Below are 19,289 nucleotides of genomic sequence, written 5' to 3' on the forward strand. Positions count from 1 at the left end.
AAGCGTGCGTCCATTTGTCGCAGCCAGTCACTCCAATGCCGATGCCGGACCGAAGAACTCGTAGCGCGCCTGCCCATCCGGTACGCCGGCAGCCTTCAATTGACGTTTCATTGCCGCCATGAAGCCTTTCGGCCCGAGGAAGTAGGCGTCGACGTCGCGATTCTCTGGCAGCCACTGCTCCAGTCGCGCCTGATCCAGCATGCCGATGGCGTGGGCTGCCGGACTCTTGCCGTCATCCTCCGAATAGCAGTAGAAGCGTTTGAGCTGAGGATGCTTGCTGGCCATGTCTTCGATCCAGTCACGGAATGCGTGCACCGATCCATTGCGCGCGCAGTGAATGAAGTGAATCGGACGCTCAGTGGCCACCGCCGCTTCGAGCATCGCTAAAGTCGGGGTGATTCCAACGCCGCCGCTGATCAACACCAGCGGTTTGTCGCTGTGCGCCAGGGTAAACTCGCCCGACGGGGTAAACAGATTGATGCTGTCGCCTACCTTCACATTGTCGTGCAGGTAGTTGGACGCCCGTCCGCCCGGTTCGCGCTTGACGCTGATGCGGTACTGATTGTTGCCCGCCAGTGCCGACAACGAGTAATTGCGGCGAATTTCCTCACCCTCCAGGAACAGCTGCATGCCGATGTACTGACCGGCCGTAAACGCAAGGATCGGCTGACCATCCGCAGGTGCGAAGTAGAATGAGGTGATCTCGGCGCTTTCCGCCACTTTGGCCACCACCTTGAATTCCCGCGCTCCGCGCCAGCCGCCGGGCGCCAGCGCCTTCTCGTCGTAGATGGTTTTCTCGGCGCCGATCAGGATCTCGGCCAATTGTCCGTAGGCTTTGCCCCAGGCTGCGATGACCTCATCCGTGGCGATTTCAGCGCCGAGCACTTCACGGATGGCCTCCAGCAGGCACTCGCCCACCAATGGGTAATGTTCCGGGAGGATCTGCAAGGCCACATGCTTGTTGATGATCTTTGCAACCAGATCGCCCAGTTGCTCAAGCTGATCGATGTGGCGTGCGTACATCAGCACGCCGTTTGCCAAGGCCCGAGGCTGGTCGCCGCTGGCCTGATGCGCCTGGTTGAACAATGGGCGCACCTGCGGGTATCGGGTGAGCAGTTTTTTGTAGAAGTAAGTCGTCAGCGCTTCGCCGCCGCTTTCCAGCAGCGGGACGGTGGATTTGACGATGGCACGATCCGAAGCAGTCAACATGATGAACTCCTGAGACTCGATTGATAACGAATACCTGTTACTTATCAGGAAGCGTGCCAAAATATTTTTTCACTAATATCAGTTAGTTACAGAATTTTAGTCATATTGACCACTCAAGTATTGTTGTCATTAAGACTGGTTGCAGGTCATTTCGACTACTCTCCGAAACCCGCCCTCATGAGCAAGCGCGTCAAAAGAGGTTAAAGCCTGACTTGAGCGGGTCGATAAACCGTCATCGAACGCTGTTTGCACCTCTACCGGCAAACAGACATGCATGACAGAAGGTTCATATGTCCAAAAACGTCCGCGCAGATTCACTCTCGCTTCTGCTGTTCACGTTACGCAGCGGAAAGCTGATGGCGATCAACCTGCTCAAGGTCAGCGAGATCATCCCCTGCCCTCCCCTCACGCGTTTGCCCGAGTCACACCCCCACGTGAAAGGCGTCGCCACGCTGCGCGGCAACTCGTTGTCGGTGATCGATCTGAGCCGCGCAATCGGTGAACGACCGCTGCTGGACCCGGACGGCGGCTGCCTGATCGTAACCGACGTCAGCCGCTCCAAGCAGGGTCTGCACGTCCAGGCCGTGAGCAAGATCGTTCATTGCCTGACCACCGATATCCGCCCGCCGCCCTTTGGCTCCGGCAACAAGTCGTTCATCACCGGCGTAACTCAGGTTGATGGCACGCTGGTGCAGGTACTGGATATCGAGAAAGTCATTCACGGCATCTCGCCTGCGCAGATCGTCGCCGAACCCGCCGAGCTGAGCGCTGAAGAGGTCGAGGTGCTGGCCAAGGCGCGGATTCTGGTGGTCGACGACAGTCAGGTTGCGCTGCAACAGTCGGTCATTACCCTGCGCAATCTGGGCATCGAGTGCCACACCGCGCGCAGTGCCCGCGAGGCCATCGATCACCTGCTCGACCTGCAGGGCACGGCTCAGCAAATCAACGTCGTGGTGTCCGATATCGAAATGTCGGAAATGGACGGTTATGCTTTCACTCGCACACTGCGGGAAACGCCTGACTTTCAGGAACTCTACGTACTGCTGCATACGTCGCTGGACAGCGCGATGAACACCGAAAAGGCCAAGGCCGCAGGCGCCAACGCCGTTCTGACCAAGTTCTCCTCGCCTGAGCTGACACGATGCTTGATCGAAGCCGCGCGCACGGTCCAAGCGCAAGGGATCTGAAACCTGCGCCTGACGATGCGTCCACTGCGCATTACTGGTTGATGCGACGCCCACTTGGCCAGCCACTCGACGTGCCTGAACTGCCTGGGACGTTACGACGATCAGACCTCACCGCCGCGAATGCCCAGGCCGTTCACCAACTGCTGGTGCTGGGCCAGGCACAGGGCGGCGGTCGGGTGCTGGATTTCAGTCAATGGCTCGACGCCTTCGACCATGATCCTGAGTGCGATCGACAGCTGTGTTTCGTGCTCGAAGATGCGCTGGGGATTGTTGCCGTCGCCCACTGTTGGACCAGCGCATTCATTCGCAATCTGGTGGTGCATCCCCGCGCCCGGCAGCGCGGAATCGGGCATTCGCTGCTCGACGTGGTGTTTGCGGCCTTCGCCCAGCGGCGCGAGGGCCATGTGGACCTGAAGGTGATGGAAAGCAACCTCGCCGCTCGCCGATTGTACGAGCGCGCCGGCATGCAATATGTGCAGCGCCGCGAACTCGAACCGCGCTAAGCCACTCCAAGTCGCAGTCACACCGATAACGACAAAGGAGAATGCTGTGAAGAAAATCACTGCCGCCCTGCTGCTCACCCTCACCGCTGCCGCAGGTCAGGCCAGCGCATCCAGCCCTGACGCCTGGAAAGACTTCAACAAAACCCTGGTCGACAGCTGCGTTGCGGCCAGTTCATTGAAGAACGCCAAGCCTGCGGGCGCCGATGCCGCGTTCGATGACAGCGTGGGCTACAACGCGCTGCTGATCAAAGGCCAGTACAAACAGGCGTTCATGAAGAATAAAACCGGCACTGAGCTCTGCCTGTACGACCGAAAGAACAAGAAAGCGCTGATCACTGAGTGGGATAACGTCACCACACTGCCCAAGAAATAATCCGACCGATGGCGCATAACTTGCTGCCATTTCCGCCAATTTGAAAAAGACCTGCCGGTGGTGACGGTTTTCCCCGCGCAGGTTTTGCTTCATTCTTTTTGGATTGGCGGACTGTTTCTTCCCATGGATACACAGTTTTCCTGCGTCGGCTGCGGCAAATGCTGCACCGATCATCACGTGCCCCTGACACTGGCCGAAGCCGCGCAGTGGGCGGCTGACGGCGGCTCGGTGATCATTCTGACCGAAGCATTCCTGGCCGATGGCTACGGTGTTGCACCGGAGCAGATCACTCACGCCACCCGGCGCTCGCACCCTGTCAGCAGCGGCAAAGCGCAGGCGCTGGTGGCCATCACCTTCGCGGCCTACAACGCTGGTCGTTGCCGAAATCTTGACGCTGATAACCTCTGCCGCATTTATGAGCGTCGCCCGCTGGTGTGCCGCATTTATCCCATGGAGATCAATCCGCACATTCCGCTTCGCCCGCAGGCCAAAGATTGTCCTGCCGACGCCTGGACACGAGGGCCGGATCTGATCGTCGGCGGCCAATTGGTTGACCGACAGCTGCTGGCGTTGATCGAACAATCGCGCCAGGCGGATCGCGACGATATCGCCCGCAAGCAAGCGATCTGCGTAGCATTGGGACTCCAGACCACGGCGCTCAAGGGCAACGGTTTCGTTGCCTGCCTGCCCGACATGGACGCTTTTGCGACAGCCGTTTCAAGCCTGCAGACTGGCGCACTGCCTGCAAGCGAAGCCACGTGGCGTTTCCGCGTGACAGGCGAGGCCGCGACCCTGCACTTGCAGCAAGCAGGCGCGCTACTGGAGACAGAAGAGGCGATGAGCTATATGTTCATCCCTTTGCAAAGCGCCTGAGATTCATTGATGAGAAGCGTCGCGATCGTGCTGTTCCCTGATGTCCAGTCGCTGGACGTGGCCGGTCCCCTGGATGTGTTCGCCGAGGCCAATCGTTACGTCGCACAAGGCGATGGCTACCGGATGACCACCGTCGGCGCAACGCCCTGCCCCATCGTCGCCTCCAACAGCATGCCACTGGGCGCGCAGTATTCCCTGACCGACGCGCCAAAAACCTTCGACATTCTGCTGGTTCCCGGGGGCCCGCTGCTTCCCGAAGGTGCCGAGATGCCCGAGCTGACCGCCTGGTTGCGCGAAGCCACACCGCTGGCAGGACGTTTCGGCTCGATCTGCACGGGAGCGTTCGTGCTCGGGCATGCCGGTCTGCTGGATGGAAAGCAGGTCACCACGCACTGGAGCCATGCGCAACAACTGGCCGATCTGTTTCCCGAAGCGCGGGTCGAACCCGACCGCATCTACGTGCGCGACGGCGCGATGATGACGTCTGCGGGCGTCACGGCAGGCATCGACATGGCGCTTGCGCTGGTCGCGCAGGATCATGGATCGGCGATTGCGCTGGCTGTGGCGAAACGTCTGTTGGTGGTCGCCCAGCGTCAGGGCGGACAGTCGCAGTTCAGTCCTTACCTGAGCGCCTCGGCAGACGATGACTCGCCCGTTGCAACCATCCAGCGTTACGTGATGGAGCACATCAGCGAACCGTTTTCGGTGGAACGACTCGCGCAAGTGGTGTCCATGAGCCCGCGCACGTTTGCGCGAGTGTTCGCTCGAGACGCCAAAGTCACCCCGGCCGAATTCGTCCAGCGAGCCAGAATCGACGCCGCCCGACACTTGCTGGAGGGCAGTGAAATGGTGATCAAAGCCGTGGCGTATCACTGTGGCTTCGGCAGCGCCGCGCGCATGCGCCTGATTTTCACCCAACGTCTGGGCGTCACGCCCACACAATACCGCGACAGTTTTCGCAAACAGGGTTGACTGGACGCCCGCGAATCAGCGCTTGCCCATCGAACGACGGGTGCCCGCCGGGGCTGCGCCTGGCCGCTTTTCGTGGCTGGATTTGTTGGACTTCTGGTAGTACGGCTGATCCTTTCTGGCCTGGGCAAGCTGCCCCGGTTTGAATGGAAAACTGAACGCCGGAATCGCTGGCCGGGCCTGCTCGGAAACGTCGTTGCCCTCGACCGGTTCGACGTCAAAGTCAGGCGCTGAGGTAGGTTCTGGGGTCGTCATGAAGGCTCCGGAAGCTTGAAGCGGTCGAGGAAAAAGTCGGGCGGCGCCCGAAGCCGCGCAGCATACCCGAATCATTCTGAGCCTGCCTCAGGCAGAAGACCGAATGCGCGCGCCTATTTGTAGAACAGATCGACCATCACTTCCGCAGAAAAGGGACCTGGCTGTGGCGTTTGCGTCTGCCAGATCAATTCGGCCTTGAAATCAGCGGTGGCGGAGTAATTCCCACCCAGCAGGTCATTCAAGTGAAACGGCTCGTTGTAGCGCACCGGCGTGTTGTCGTACGCGTTCGTGATGCGGATGCCGACGCTGTCGTTGTTGACGGGCACCAGCACGTCACCCGACAGCATGCCTGAAACCGGGGTGAGCCGCGCATTGAGGCTGAACGGCGAATCACACGTACGACTGGTGGCCAGGGCAAACCGCTGAAACGTCGCGACTTCGCCCACCCTCACGTTGGCGATCGCCACGTCACCGAAGTCGATCGTCTCCGGCATGACCCGCAGCTCAGCGTCACAGGCCACGAAGCGCAGCCCCGACAGGTTATTGATGAGGTAATTGAGGTTGCGGTCGGGCACTGGATTGGGGCCAGCTGTGCCGTCGACCTGAAACATCCTGTAGTCGCGCACGTCGCTGGCGATGCCGGATGGCGGGGTCGGCCCGTATTTCTCGATGAACACCGTAAAAGGCAAATTGAACGAGACAGCTGGGCAGCGGGTGCTCGCATCCTTGCAGGCGGGCGCCGTTTGATGCGTGGGAATGCGCCCGGAGGTCTGGAGGAAGTCGACCCCGCCGAGTGTCAGCCCTGCGCGAATGCCCTGACCGATCTGTATGTTCTCCGGGTTCAGATAAAGGAAGACGTCCTCGGGCCCGCCGACTTCTTCCTTAGCGCATTCGACCGCGACGCTCAGACGCTCGGAGCGCCAGACCGCCGTGCCATCCGGCAACGTGGCGGGAATCGCGACAGTGCTGCTCAAATCAGCGCGCAGGATGAATTCGCCAGCACCTTGGGTTGCGCAAGTCATGGCTGCGGCAGAGACAGGCAGCAACGCTGTCATCAGCAATATCGGACACCATCGGGTAACGAATCTGTACGTCATGGTCAGCACTTCCCTTTGAGTGAGTGAGAATCGGGCCTGCTCAGTGGTACGTTCAACGCGCCTTGCGCCGGCAACACGCCGCAGTAATCGCGCTGGCCGCCGTAGTCTGTCAGCGCCTTGAAAGACAGGTTTCGCTGCATGCCCGCGCCTGCGATGCGCACCGGAAGCGGCAGCGATATCTCCGAAAACGGTGGCAGGAGCTGGTAGTCGCTGATCTCAACGTCGTCGACACGCACGTTTTGCAGCGAGACGTGATACGGCGTCGGATTGCGCGCAGACAGTTCGCCGCCCGGTTGCCGCTGCCACGCCAGCATCTGCGCGGCGTCGGCGGGATCGCCAGGCAAACCGGCAGGCCGGTAAAACACGTTGATGCGCTGGCGCACGGCGATGCTCAATTGCTGCGCGGCCTGGCTGCGGCGAGGGATTTCCAGCACGAACAAATGCAGCAACGACTCACGGTCTGCCGGCATCCCGACGCCTTCATACAGCACGCGCAACGTCTGCTTACCCTGCGCGGGCAGCTGCGCCAGATGCGGCGTGACGACAAAAGGCAGGTCTGCCCGGTGCGACTCGGCTGCACGCCCATCGGCCAGCCAGGCCTGGATCAACACCTGAGCATCGCTGCGATTGCTGACGTCCACAGAGGCTTCCCCGAACCTGCCGTCGAACACCAGACGCGTGCCAGACAGCGAAACCGTCGCCTGCGCAACGGCGCTGGTGAACATCAAAACGGCGGTCATCAGACAGGCGGACTTCATTGGCACACCGCCTTGACGCGATCGTAACTGCGCTGCGGGTCCTTGGCGGGAAGCGTGAAAGACGCGCGACATTGCTGATCGGCCCATTTGACGACCAGTTCGCCGCTGTCGCGCTCACTCAGAATCAACGCGCGACCATTGGGGTCGACCGTCGCCAGCGGCTTGCCCTGTTCATCTTCGACGGTCGTGCCCAACGGCAGGCGACTGCCATCGGGGCGCACCAGCTCGAACTGGACCCTGCGGCCCACGGACGTCTGAAAGCTGACCAACGCTGCCGCTCCCCTTCTGGGCACGACCTGCGTGACGGCGTTCGCCAACTCCACATCAGCGCCCAGTTGTCGCGTATCCAGGCTGACCCAGTTGGTCCGGTAAGGCTGCGCATACGGCAGAATCGCAAAGCCGTTGTCGGAAGTTTCGACGTTGCTCGCGTTGCTCAACCGGGCGCCGCTCACGCCCTTGACCTGCACCAGCGCGAACGTCTCGCCCAGCGGCTGGCCGAGATTCACGCCGCCGGGATGAGCGACCACAGAACCCGCGGCGCCCATGCTGAACGCTTGGTAATCGCTGCCTTGCCCGTATCCCGCGTCGAAACGGCCGTAGGATGTCGTGGTGCTGAGCTTGCCGAAACCGGACGATCCGGAATTTCGATCGTGACCCGCTTGCACCGAGTAGAACGTGCTGCGGTCGTCGAACACCTGGCCGTTCAGACCCGACTGCAGGTTGTAGTTGCCCGAGCTGTCGTGCACGGCATTGAAAAACGCGCGAGATGATCCGGGACTGGTGCCAAGCGGCACGCTCAGGGTCAGCGCGACGCGATTATCGGTCTGATCCTGCCCATTGCGCTGAAATGTCTGATTGCGCTCAAGCGACAAGCTGTAGCTCACACTGCGCCAAGAGGCGTTCCAACCGATGTAAAGCTGCCGCGTCTTGTCGCCCCGGTCCCAATAGCGCTGTTCGGATCCGGTAATGCTCAGCGATGCCGAGTGCTCCGGCAACGCCTGGGTCAGGTTGAGCTCGACGCGATCGCGTGCACGACCCGCATAGAAGTTCTCGTGCGCCTGCAGTGCTTCGACATGCTCATCGAGGGTGCGATATTGCTCGGTCGAGTAACGGTAACCGGCTACCGCCAGCGTTGTGTGAGTCAGGTCCAGCGTATTGGCATAACGCACGCGAAGGCTTTTCCCGCTGTAACTCTGCTGCCGCTGCTTGCTGAGCGACTGGGTGACATCGAGCGAAAAAGCGCCCAGTGCGGTGTTCATGCCCGCGCCAATGTTTCCGGCCTGAAAGTCCTCGGCCATCTGCACGCCACCGGCGGCCGTCACCCGCTCGGTCAAACCGTAAACGAGCGTGCCGCTGGCAAAATCCGGTGATGCCCCGTCCTCGGTGTTGCTGTCGTACTGACCGGCCGCAAGGCTGTAGCGGACAGCGCCCTGGGGCACCATGATCGGCAGTGACGCGTAGGCTTGAACAAAGCTGCGCTTGCGTCCGTCGGCTTCGACGATCGTCACTTCCAGATCGCCGTTCGAGCCGCTGGGATAGATATCGGAGATTTCAAACGGCCCGGGTGACACGTTGCCGCTGTACAGCATGAAGCCGTTCTGGCGCACTTCAACCATGGCATTGGTTTCGGCGATGCCTCGGATGACAGGCGCATAGACGCGCTCGCTGTCGGGCAGCATGCCATCGTCGGACGTCAACGCTGCGCCAACGAAACGCACGCTGTCGAACACTTGCGAGTCGGTGAACGCTTCACCCAGTGTCAGTTGGCTTTTCAGCGCACTGACGTCGCGCTGAACGAAGGTCCTGTTGCTGCGAAAACGGTACGGTTGAGCATCTCCGTACGTAACCGAAGACTCATTGCGCAGCCGCCAGGCACCGAGATTCACGCCGTTGCGCAGGCCCAGATAATACTGATCCTGCGTCTGCTCATTACGCGTGCGGCGCGCGCCGCTGAAGTTGTAGTTGACGAAGCCGACGGTCTCGCCCTGATCCCACAATTCCGGAGACACGTATCCGCGCGCGCTGCGGGCCATCATCGCCTGCGGGACCGTGATGTTCAGGCGCAGGCTCGAAGGCTGATAATCGACCTGCGCAAACGCCACGTGTGTCATCAGATCGAAACAGCCGCTGCCCGGCGTTTCGGCCGTGTTCAGCGCGCTGACATCCACGCCGAACTGGCTGAGCATTTCCAGCGTCAGGCATGCCTCGACCGTGTCCCTGGCAGGGTTGTGGATGAAGTTGATATCGCGTCGACCGCTCAATGTGCGGTTGACGTAGACATCGACCCGATAGGTGCCGGGGACGATGCTGTTGCCTTGCAGAAAGGTCTCAAGGTCCGCCGGTTGATCGGTGCCCTGGATGAAAGCCGTATTGAACTTCACGCCGCTGGCAGCCCGGCCGTCGGCGACCTGATCGGTCATCGCCATCACAGACGAAGCTGTCGCAAGCCCGCCGGTCAGCGCCATGCACAGCGCCAAACGGCTGCAGTTGAATACCTTCGATGGCCCGCCTCTACAGAGGGTTGTACGGGGCCGTGCCGCGCTGCACACACATCCCTTGTTGTTCTGGTCTCGCCGTTCCATTAGCTGGTTTCACTCGTGTTCTGAGTTCCGATGCGCTGCCGAATCCTTTCTCGCAGGCGCACGACGCAGTAGCCGCAACGTATGTGCGGCGAAAATGAGGTACGAAAAATCCGACCGTGGTGTCAGTCGTCAGTCGGTACGAACGTCGGTCCTTTCGGCCTGAACAGTCCGGTCGGCCACGACTTGCGCGAGGTAAGGTTCCTGGGCGCCGAAGTCATTGATGCTGATGAACCTGAGCTCGACCGGTTTGCCGGAAGCGGCCGGGCGCATGGGCAGTTTCAGGCTCTGCAGCGGCGCCAGCATCTGGCTATCCGCCGAGAACAACGGCTTGCCCTGCTGACGCGCCTCAAGCTTGATCAGCGACACGTGATATGGGCTGCGATTGCTGACTTCCAACTGGCCGCCCTGTACACGCCATTGCAGCTCTTGCGCTGCTTTGAGTGGGTCGCCACGCATTCCCTGAGGGCGAAAGAAAAGTTTGATCCGCTGACGAATCGCGATCTGCAATTCGTTCTCCCGGGCAGTCTGCGGAATCTCCTGAACATTGAGCCAGAACACCGATTCCCGGTCGGCGGGCAGTCCCTCCCCGGCGTAGATGATCCGGATCATCTGTCGCGCATTGCCGGTCATTCGCGCCAGCGCCGGGGTAATCGCGAACGGCAGATCGGCGGGAGCGACCTTCTCGCTTTCCGCTTGCAGCCAGGACTGAGCGAGGATCTCGCCCGAGCCACTGTTGTGTACAACGAGGCTGACCTCCTTGTCTTGGGCCTGATAAATGACACGCGTGGTGTTGAGCACTATGCCCGCCTGCACCGGGACAGCCAGAAGCAGCCCCAGCCAGAGCGCCGAGCAACGGATGAAGATGGAAAACATGGTCAGACCGCCTGGAAATCCGGGGGAAGGCGGAGCGAGCAATGCTCGCCCGCCTGTTGCATCACTGATAGTCCATCACGAACGGCAGAAAGCCATCGGCGTTGCCGGGATTGGTCGCCGCACCGTTGAGGACATAGACAGCCCCGAAATTGATCTCGGCGGTAGCGCCGTCAGCGCCGTCCTTGATCAGCGGCGTATCGATGGTTTCGTTGCCGCTCAAGTCCATCAGCTGGTTGGAAGCGTTGAGCAGACCGATACCGACACCGTCGGCAGCACCGGTGGTGCGCAGCAGTTTCTGATCGAGGTTATCCAGGCCGCTGCCTTGGCGCGCCACGAAGCGCATATTGACGGTGTTGTATTGCGAAGCGCCGCCGGTGCAGTTGACCAGCAGCTGGATCGGCGAGGCGGTTTCCAGTTTATTGTCCGCGAACAGACCGATGTCGGAGAAGGACACGTTGCCCATGTCGACGTTGATTTCACCCGGGTTGGTGCCAGGGCTTGCACCCGTCCCGGCGCCGATGTCACAAGTGATGTTGGTGAGCGTGCCAGTGAAGACAAGTTTGCCGTTGTTGGCGGCGCTCGCGGTACTCGAAATGCCGAGTCCCAATGCGGTCACGATGGCCAGTGAAAGAGAGATATTTTTCATGCTAACGACGTTCCTTGTGTCAATTCGTGTGTGCCCAAGAGGACGGCGAGAACTATAAGCGCCGCTCTGGCTCGCGGCTGTCAGGCTATTTACCTTGCGCTTGCGGAAATGACAGTGGCGCACGAAAGAACTTTCCGTAGGACTTGGCAGCGCAGGGCTACAACTCACGCGTTACATGGCTTTGCACGACACCGCGTTAAAAAACAGTGGCTGACCTTTCACCTCAACGCTGTAGCCGTCCGGACACGCTCGACAGAGCGCGCGCACAAAAAAAGCCCCGATTCCATCGAATCGGGGCCTGTCAGGCGTTGCTCAAATAGTCGGGGCAGACCGCTTACTGGTAAGTCAGCGTGACGATGCCCGCGTGGGCACTGCGAAATGCGATGGTGGTTTCTTTATAACTGGCATAGACGGGGACGGCAGGCTTGCCGCACGCATTATCGCCAGCCATCAGGCCGATGGTCAGGGAGCCGCCTGCCGACAGGGTTTTCCATCCCGCGGCTGCGTCTGAGCCCGCCATCACTCGGGCCTCGCATGCGGCATTGACAAGGCTGCCGTGAAACATGAGTTCGTTTTGCGCGGCCCATGCGCTGGGGCCGGATACGGCACAAGTCCCGATAAACGCGATCGAAAAAAACATCGAAACTGTCTTTTTACTTTTCATCGCCACACTCCGGAATGAAGGCTCGTCCCTTATGAAGTTGAGTCGAGCCAGAGAACAACGTTCAGAATTCACGAAGCTTTATGTAGGAATTGTCCCCGTCACAGTAGAACTCGTTCATCGAAACTCGTGCCTTCTATCTGGGTATCGCCCTGCGGCATTCTTTCTTTACCCGACTTCATCCTCCGCCCTAATCCAGCTGACAATATTGACAGGTAGCAGTCATTTTGCTGACCGGGTGGAAGGGTTATAAAGGAGGCTCACACCCATCTGCCCTCACCCATTCGCTGGCGTCGTTTCTGTATGCACAAAAAGAAAACAACCGTGATAGCCGTGACCGCACTCGTTGCGCTGATTGCGATCGGCACCTGGACCTTCAATCGTCCCGTCGCGAAGAAAGCCAGCGCCCCGGTAGCGGTGCCGGTTCGTGTGATCACGGTGAAGCAGGAGGACGTGCCGCGATACGTCACCGGCATCGGTTCGGTGTTGTCGTTGCAAAGCGTGGTGATTCGCCCCCAGGTGGACGGCATCCTCACCCGGCTGCTGGTCAAGGAAGGGCAACAGGTCAAGGCGGGGGATCTGCTGGCGACCATCGACGATCGTTCAATTCGCGCGGCGCTGGAGCAGGCCAGGGCGCAACTGAGTCAGAGCCAGGCCCAGTTGAACGTCGCTCAAGTGGACCTCAAGCGCTACAAGCTGCTGACGGTCGACAACAGTATTTCCAGACAGCAATACGATCAGCAAGAGGCGCTGGTCGAGCAACTGAAAGCAACCGCACTGGGCAATCAAGCCTCGATCAACGCCTCTCAAGTACAGCTTTCCTACACCCAGATACGCTCTCCGGTGACAGGCCGGGTGGGGATTCGAAACGTCGACGAGGGTAATTTCCTGCGGGTCAGCGATGCGACGGGACTGTTTTCCGTCACGCAGATCGATCCTGTTTCCGTAGAGTTCTCGCTGCCACAACAGATGCTGCCGACGTTGCACGACCTGCTTGCCGCCAGCACGCCCGCCACGGTCGATGCGTACTTGGGTGAAGGCGCCAGCGGCACATTGCTCGGCCAGGGCAAACTGACGCTGATCGACAATCAGGTGGCGATGAACACGGGCACCATTCGCGCCAAAGCGGTGTTCGACAATGCCGCCGAGAAGTTGTGGCCCGGCCAGTTGGTGACGGTTCGCATCCAGACCGCCGTCGACCGCGATGCGCTGAAGGTCCCGCCACAAGTGGTCCAGCGCGGCATCGATCAGCATTACGTTTATCGGGTCAAGGGCGACAGCGTCGAAGTCGTGCCGGTCAAAGTGCTTTATCAGGACAGCGACCTGATGCTGATCAGCGGGGTCGACGTCAACGACGTGCTGGTCAGCGACGGCCAGTCGCGGCTCAAGAATGGTGCTCACATCGAAGTGGTCAAGGATGAGCCGGTCGATGCGCTGGTCGACGTGGCCGGGGCGTCGAAATGAAAGGCCGCGGCTCCCTTTCCGCCTGGTGCGTGAATCATCCTATTGCCACGGTCCTGCTGACGTTCGCGCTGGTGCTGCTGGGCTGTATCGCCTTTCCGCGCTTGCCGGTGGCGCCGCTGCCGGAAGCCGAATTTCCCACCATCCAGGTTAACGCGCAGTTGCCCGGCGCCAGTCCGGAAACCATGGCTTCCTCGGTGGCGACGCCCCTGGAAGTGCAGTTCAGCGCGATTCCTGGCATGACGCAGATGACCTCGAGCAGCGCGCTGGGCTCCACCAACCTGATCCTGCAATTCAGCCTGAACAAGAGCATCGACACCGCCGCGCAGGAAGTGCAGGCAGCGATCAATACGGCGGCCGGGCGCTTGCCCGCTAACCTGCCGACACTGCCGACCTGGCGCAAGGTCAACCCTGCCGACAGCCCGGTGTTGATTCTCAGCGTCAGCTCCAATCTGATGCCCGGCACCGAGCTGAGCGATGTCACCGAATCCCTGCTGGCTCGTCAGTTGAGTCAGATCGACGGCGTCGGACAGGTCAACATCACCGGTCAGCAGCGGCCTGCCATCCGCGTGCAGGCCGCGCCGGAGAAACTCGCGTCGATCGGTCTGACGCTGGCCGACCTGCGCGAGACCTTGCAGCAGACCAGCCTCAACCTCGCCAAAGGTGCGCTCTATGGCAAGGACAGCATTTCCACGCTGGCCTCGAACGATCAACTGTTCCAGGCCAAGGATTACGAGCAACTGATCGTTTCCTACAAAGACGGCGCCCCTGTTCACCTGCGCGATGTAGCCCGTGTCATCAACGGTTCGGAAAACGCCTACGTGCGTGCCTGGTCGGGCGAACAACAGGGCGTGAACATCGTCGTGTTCCGTCAACCCGGCGCCAATATTGTCGAGACGGTCGACCGCGTGCTCGGCGAGCTGCCGCGCCTGCAGGAAATGCTGCCTGCATCGGTCGACGTATCAGTGCTCAGCGACCGCACCAAGACCATTCGCGCCTCGTTGCATGAGGTGGAAATGACCTTGCTGATCGCGATCGCGCTGGTGATCGCCGTCATGGCGTTGTTCCTGCGTCAGCTGTCGGCGACGTTGATCGTAACGGCGGTACTGGGCGTGTCGCTGGTGGCCAGCTTCGCGCTGATGTATGTGCTGGGTTTCAGCCTGAACAACCTGACGCTGGTCGCGATCGTGGTGGCCGTCGGCTTCGTGGTGGATGACGCCATCGTGGTGGTGGAAAACATCCATCGGCACCTGGAAGCCGGTGACAGCATGCGTGACGCGGCGATCAAAGGCTCGGGCGAGATCGGTTTCACCGTGGTGTCGATCAGTTTCTCGCTGATCGCGGCATTCATTCCGCTGCTGTTCATGGGCGGCGTGGTGGGCCGGTTGTTCAAGGAGTTCGCCCTGACTGCGACGTCGACCATTCTTATTTCCGTGATGGTGTCGCTGACGCTGGCGCCCACCCTGGCTGCGCTGTTCATGCGGGCCCCCAAGCACAATCCGCATGCGACGCCCGGGTTTGGCGAACGCTTGCTCGCCCGCTATGCGCGAGGCGTGCGTTTCGCCCTCGCCCATCAGCGCCTGATGCTGGGTATCTTCGGCCTGACGCTGGTGCTGGCCGTCGCGGGTTATGTGCTCATTCCCAAGGGGTTTTTCCCGGTGCAGGACACTGGCATGGTGTTGGGCACCAGCGAGGCGGCTGCGGATATCTCCTACCCCGACATGGTAGAAAAACATAAACAACTGGCGAAAATCATCGCGGCGGATCCTGCGGTCAAAGCGTTTTCGCATTCGGTGGGTGTCAGCGGCAACAACCAGACCATCGCCAACGGGCGCGTCTGGATTGCGCTCAAGGATCGCGAAGACCGAGACGTGTCGGCCAGCCAGTTCATCGATCGCATCCGGCCCAAGCTTGCGAAGATACCGGGCATCGTGCTGTATCTGCGCGCCGGTCAGGACATCAACCTGAGCTCCGGCCCGAGCCGGGCGCAGTATCAATACGTGCTCAAGAGCAACGATGGCGCGCTGCTCAATGTCTGGACCCAAAAGCTCACTGAGAAACTCAAGACCCTTCCGGCGTTTCGCGACCTGTCCAACGACCTGCAACTGGGCGGCAGCGTGACGCATCTGGACATCGACCGCAGCGCCGCGGCGCGTTTCGGTCTGAGCGCCGCCGATGTCGATCAGGCGCTGTACGACGCGTTCGGTCAGCGTCAGATCAACGAATACCAGACGGACATCAACCAGTACAAAGTCATTCTGGAGCTTGAGCCCCAGCAGCGTGGCAAGGCCGAAAGCCTGAATTACTTTTACCTGCGATCGCCGCTGACCAACGAGATGGTGCCGTTGTCGGCGCTGGCCAAAGTGGGCGCACCGAAGATGGGCCCGCTGTCGATCAGTCACGATGGCATGTTCCCGGCCGCCAACCTCTCGTTCAACCTGTCGGCCGGCGTTGCGCTGGGCGACGCCGTCGTGTTGCTCGATCAGGCCAAGAACGAGATCGGCATGCCGGCTTCGATCATCGGCAATTTCCAGGGCGCGGCCCAGGCGTTTCAAAGCTCGCTGGCCAACCAGCCGTGGCTGATTCTTGCTGCGCTGGTGGCGGTGTACATCATTCTGGGCGTGCTGTATGAGAGCTTCGTTCATCCGCTGACGATCATTTCCACCCTGCCCTCCGCCGGGATCGGCGCGCTGCTGTTGTTGTGGCTGATGGGCCAGGATTTTTCGATCATGGGCCTGATCGGTATCGTGCTGCTGATAGGCATCGTCAAGAAGAACGGCATTCTGCTGGTGGACTTTGCCCTCGAAGCCCAGCGTCACCAAGGGTTATCGCCGCAAGAAGCGATCTACGAGGCGTGTCTGACGCGATTCAGGCCGATCATCATGACAACGCTGGCGGCGCTGCTCGGTGCTCTGCCGCTGATGCTCGGCTATGGTGTGGGTGCTGAATTGCGTCAGCCACTGGGCATCGCCGTTGTGGGCGGATTGCTGGTCAGCCAGGCGCTGACGCTGTTCACGACGCCGGTGATTTACCTGCAGCTTGAGCGAATCTTCCACCGCCCACGTCCGACCCCGACACCCAGCGCAACGAGCAAGCAACCTGCGGCCCTGATGACTGCTGAAAAGTAAGCAGCGAATAAGTGAGAGTGGACCCATGCGCGTCCTGATTATCGAAGACGAAGAGAAAACCGCGGACTACCTGCATCGCGGCCTGACCGAACAGGGATACACCACCGATGTCGCGCGCGAAGGCATCGAAGGTCTGCACATGGCGCTGGAAAGCGAGTACGCGGTTATCATTCTCGACGTCATGCTTCCCGGCCTGGATGGCTACGGCGTGTTGCGCGCCTTGCGCGCCCGCAAGCAGACCCCGGTGATCATGCTGACGGCGCGGGAGAACGTCGATGACCGGGTTCGCGGACTGCGCGAAGGCGCCGACGATTACCTCGGCAAACCGTTTTCCTTTCTAGAGCTGGTTGCCCGGCTGCAGGCGCTCACCCGTCGCAGCGGGGGGCACGAGCCGGTGCAGATCAGCATTGCCGATCTGTGGATCGATCTGATCAGCCGCAAGGCGACCCGCGCCGGCGCGCGCCTGGACCTGACGGCCAAGGAATTCTCGCTGCTCAGCGTACTGGCTCGCCGCCAAGGCGAAATCCTGTCGAAAACCTCGATTGCCGAGATGGTCTGGGACATCAATTTCGACAGCGACGCCAACGTCGTCGAGGTCGCGATTAAACGTCTGCGGGCCAAACTGGACGGGCCGTTCGAGCAGAAACTGCTGCACACGATCCGGGGCATGGGGTACGTGCTGGAGAGTCGTCGTGTCGAGTAATTCCATCGCCCTGCGCCTGAGCGGCATGTTTGCGCTGGTGGCGCTGCTGGTGTTTCTGTTGATTGGCTGGGCTCTGTATCTCCAGGTGGACAAAAGCCTGGGCTTGCTGCCGGAAGCCGAAGTCGATGCGCGCTACAGCGTGCTGGAGTCAGCGGTTCAGCGTTATGGCAATCCCGAGCACTGGGCCAAGATCAACGCCAAGCTGAAACTGCTGAGCGAGGAAGATAAACGCCTGCGGTTCTGGGTGGTCAGCGACAACCCGACCTATGAATTCGGCAACCCTGACGCCGACATCCGCACCTTCGCCAAGGGTCCGCTGGGCATGCGCGACCTGAACCTGAAGGATCACGATTACCCGTTCAAGGTGCTGGTCAGTCAGTTTCCGGCGAAGGATCAGCGTCCGCCGTTGCGTTTTCTGACGGCGATCGACACCGAAACCTTCTGGCAGACGCAGCATTCCCTGCTGATCGCGCTGATCAGTCTGGCCGCCATCGGCATCGTGCTGGCGTCGGCGTTGGGGTATTGGGTGGCGCGGATCGGTCTGAAGCCGTTGCATGACCTGTCGCTGGAGGCACGCAAGCTGGCGCCACCCCGCCTGAGCGGGCGCTTGCAGCTGTCGCCGTTGCCGCCTGAGCTCGATCAGTTCGTGACCTCGTTCAACTCGACGCTGGAACGGGTCGAGCAGGCGTATTCGCGGCTGGAGTCGTTCAACGCGGACGTGGCTCATGAGCTGCGCTCGCCGCTGACCAATCTCATCGGCCAGACGCAAGTGGCGCTGACCCGTGGGCGCTCCGCCGAACATTACTTCGAGGTGCTGCAATCCAACCTTGAAGAGCTTGAGCGGCTGCGTTCGATCATCAATGACATGCTGTTTCTCGCCAGCGCCGATCAGGGCAGCAAGGCGACGGAACTGAGCCAGGCGTCACTCGCCGCAGAGGTGGCGAAGACCCTGGACTATCTGGATTTCATCCTCGAAGACGCACAGGTGCAGGTTCAGGTGCGGGGGGATGCCAGCGCGCGCATCGAGAAAGCACATCTGCGCCGGGCCTTGATCAACCTGCTGCACAACGCCGTGCAGCACACGTCACCCGGGCATTTGATTGTCGTGGAGATCGCCGATGAAGGGGACCACGTCAGCATCGGCGTCACTAACCCCGGCGTTGAAATATCCGGCGAGCACCTGCCCCGGCTGTTCGAACGTTTCTATCGCGTCGACGCTTCGCGCAGCAACAGCGGCGCCAACCACGGCCTTGGCCTGGCCATCGTCAAGGCCATCGCCTTGATGCACGGCGGCACCGTCTTTGTGCGCAGCGCACACGGCGAAAATACGTTCGGGATCAATTTGCCAAGCTGATGCGGCGTCGCAAGCGCACGTTGTCCACTGCCAGCGCTACAACCGCAACCGTGCTGAGTAGCTGAAAACCATCCAAGGCAAGGTAGTGCCAGAACACCCATGCAGCAGATGCGACGAGGGTAGCAACCGTCAGCAGCAAGATTGAGTCCCTCACGCTACATGTCCCAAGAATCGATAGCTGGCCCTGTTAGATGTCGCGGTTTGGTACATACCTGGATACCGGTGCAGACAATGGGCGAGCCAATCAGCCATGAGGTCGACTTTTTGCGCAGTAAAGAGCACGTCCCTCAGCGTTGTGCCATTGCCAAGCGCTCTTCCGGTGGCAACGGCGATACTGCCAATCACCGCACCGGCGTAGAATGCTGCCGAGCACGCTCCGATCATCGCCAATTGCTCCAGCTTCGTGCCAGCGCGTAAAAGCTCACTGATCGTCACCCTCTCACCGAATTTTTCAATCTGGCCAAGCAGCGTGCTCGCTGTTGCAACTGCGCTCGTGACCGAGCCGAAAAGCGACTCAGGCGCAGGCAACCCCATGCCTTCCATGTTCTCTTTGAAATATTCATAAAAACTCGACATCCAAGCTATCCATCACCCAGCCCATTACAAGGCTGCAAGGCTATGAAAATTCGCGGGGACACAGGGATAGAAGAGCCACTG

Annotated in this window: 18 protein-coding genes; 9 read left to right on the plus strand and 9 right to left on the minus strand. The window is 60.5% G+C overall.

Annotated features, from left to right (window positions below; translation table 11 throughout):
- Window positions 1-27 precede the first annotated feature (27 nt).
- Entirely contained in the window at window positions 28-1,209 is a 1,182-nt protein-coding gene (gene hmpA / locus AAGQ88_RS21810; RefSeq protein WP_342653553.1) for an NO-inducible flavohemoprotein, read from the minus strand.
- A gap of 290 nt (window positions 1,210-1,499) precedes the next feature.
- Between hmpA and AAGQ88_RS21815 the strand changes: the two genes are divergently transcribed.
- The 5 genes from AAGQ88_RS21815 (at window position 1,500) to AAGQ88_RS21835 (ending at window position 5,117) form a co-directional block, all read left to right on the plus strand.
- Complete coding sequence (locus AAGQ88_RS21815) at window positions 1,500-2,396, plus strand: chemotaxis protein (protein WP_342653554.1); 897 nt, start codon at window positions 1,500-1,502, stop codon at window positions 2,394-2,396.
- 41 nt (window positions 2,397-2,437) lie between these two features.
- Window positions 2,438-2,899: a GNAT family N-acetyltransferase gene (locus AAGQ88_RS21820; protein ID WP_342653555.1), complete on the plus strand. Its 462-nt coding sequence runs from the start codon at window positions 2,438-2,440 to the stop codon at window positions 2,897-2,899.
- Between the two features lie 46 nt (window positions 2,900-2,945).
- The gene (locus AAGQ88_RS21825; RefSeq protein ID WP_285422503.1) at window positions 2,946-3,272 is read left to right on the plus strand and encodes a hypothetical protein; all 327 of its coding nucleotides are present in this window, start codon (window positions 2,946-2,948) and stop codon (window positions 3,270-3,272) included.
- Between the two features lie 123 nt (window positions 3,273-3,395).
- The gene (locus AAGQ88_RS21830) at window positions 3,396-4,145 is read left to right on the plus strand and encodes a YkgJ family cysteine cluster protein (RefSeq protein WP_342653556.1); all 750 of its coding nucleotides are present in this window, start codon (window positions 3,396-3,398) and stop codon (window positions 4,143-4,145) included.
- Window positions 4,146-4,154: 9 nt separating this feature from the next.
- Complete coding sequence (locus tag AAGQ88_RS21835) at window positions 4,155-5,117, plus strand: GlxA family transcriptional regulator (RefSeq protein ID WP_342653557.1); 963 nt, start codon at window positions 4,155-4,157, stop codon at window positions 5,115-5,117.
- A gap of 15 nt (window positions 5,118-5,132) precedes the next feature.
- Here the strand turns inward: AAGQ88_RS21835 and AAGQ88_RS21840 are convergent, their stop codons facing one another.
- The 7 genes from AAGQ88_RS21840 to AAGQ88_RS21870 all read right to left on the minus strand — a co-directional run bounded on the left by AAGQ88_RS21840 (window position 5,133) and on the right by AAGQ88_RS21870 (window position 11,989).
- Window positions 5,133-5,369 (minus strand): hypothetical protein, encoded by a 237-nt coding sequence (locus AAGQ88_RS21840; protein ID WP_285422506.1) that lies wholly within the window; start codon window positions 5,367-5,369, stop codon window positions 5,133-5,135.
- A 113-nt stretch (window positions 5,370-5,482) separates the two neighbouring features.
- A complete protein-coding gene (locus tag AAGQ88_RS21845; protein ID WP_342653558.1) occupies window positions 5,483-6,466 on the minus strand; it encodes a fimbrial protein in 984 nt (327 codons plus the stop codon).
- A gap of 2 nt (window positions 6,467-6,468) precedes the next feature.
- On the minus strand, window positions 6,469-7,224 hold the full coding sequence (locus AAGQ88_RS21850; protein WP_285422508.1) for a molecular chaperone: 756 nt from the start codon (window positions 7,222-7,224) through the stop codon (window positions 6,469-6,471).
- Window positions 7,221-9,650, minus strand: coding sequence for a fimbria/pilus outer membrane usher protein (locus tag AAGQ88_RS21855; RefSeq protein ID WP_342655859.1), 2,430 nt, complete (start codon window positions 9,648-9,650; stop codon window positions 7,221-7,223). Before AAGQ88_RS21855 ends, AAGQ88_RS21850 begins: the two co-directional genes overlap by 4 nt.
- Before the next feature lie 285 nt (window positions 9,651-9,935).
- On the minus strand, window positions 9,936-10,679 hold the full coding sequence (locus AAGQ88_RS21860) for a molecular chaperone (RefSeq protein WP_342653559.1): 744 nt from the start codon (window positions 10,677-10,679) through the stop codon (window positions 9,936-9,938).
- Between the two features lie 61 nt (window positions 10,680-10,740).
- Window positions 10,741-11,325: a fimbrial protein gene (locus AAGQ88_RS21865; protein WP_285422510.1), complete on the minus strand. Its 585-nt coding sequence runs from the start codon at window positions 11,323-11,325 to the stop codon at window positions 10,741-10,743.
- A 334-nt stretch (window positions 11,326-11,659) separates the two neighbouring features.
- Complete coding sequence (locus AAGQ88_RS21870; protein WP_342653560.1) at window positions 11,660-11,989, minus strand: hypothetical protein; 330 nt, start codon at window positions 11,987-11,989, stop codon at window positions 11,660-11,662.
- A 300-nt stretch (window positions 11,990-12,289) separates the two neighbouring features.
- Here AAGQ88_RS21870 and AAGQ88_RS21875 point away from each other — a divergent pair, with 300 nt between their 5' ends.
- The 4 genes from AAGQ88_RS21875 to AAGQ88_RS21890 are packed head-to-tail and all read left to right on the plus strand — an operon-like array spanning window position 12,290 to window position 18,632.
- Window positions 12,290-13,450, plus strand: coding sequence for an efflux RND transporter periplasmic adaptor subunit (locus AAGQ88_RS21875; protein ID WP_342653561.1), 1,161 nt, complete (start codon window positions 12,290-12,292; stop codon window positions 13,448-13,450).
- Entirely contained in the window at window positions 13,447-16,575 is a 3,129-nt protein-coding gene (locus AAGQ88_RS21880) for a multidrug efflux RND transporter permease subunit (protein ID WP_342653562.1), read from the plus strand. The genes AAGQ88_RS21875 and AAGQ88_RS21880 overlap by 4 nt, the downstream gene beginning before the upstream one ends.
- A gap of 25 nt (window positions 16,576-16,600) precedes the next feature.
- The gene (locus tag AAGQ88_RS21885) at window positions 16,601-17,278 is read left to right on the plus strand and encodes a heavy metal response regulator transcription factor (protein WP_093462886.1); all 678 of its coding nucleotides are present in this window, start codon (window positions 16,601-16,603) and stop codon (window positions 17,276-17,278) included.
- On the plus strand, window positions 17,268-18,632 hold the full coding sequence (locus tag AAGQ88_RS21890) for a heavy metal sensor histidine kinase (protein ID WP_285422514.1): 1,365 nt from the start codon (window positions 17,268-17,270) through the stop codon (window positions 18,630-18,632). The genes AAGQ88_RS21885 and AAGQ88_RS21890 overlap by 11 nt, the downstream gene beginning before the upstream one ends.
- A gap of 150 nt (window positions 18,633-18,782) precedes the next feature.
- On the opposite strand, the gene AAGQ88_RS21895 is transcribed toward AAGQ88_RS21890, so the two are convergent.
- Window positions 18,783-19,208 carry a hypothetical protein gene (locus tag AAGQ88_RS21895; protein ID WP_342653563.1) on the minus strand — a complete coding sequence of 142 codons (426 nt, stop codon included), beginning with the start codon at window positions 19,206-19,208 and terminating at the stop codon, window positions 18,783-18,785.
- Window positions 19,209-19,289 lie beyond the last annotated feature (81 nt).

Source organism: Pseudomonas sp. F3-2 (assembly GCF_038804275.1).
Lineage (GTDB): Bacteria > Pseudomonadota > Gammaproteobacteria > Pseudomonadales > Pseudomonadaceae > Aquipseudomonas.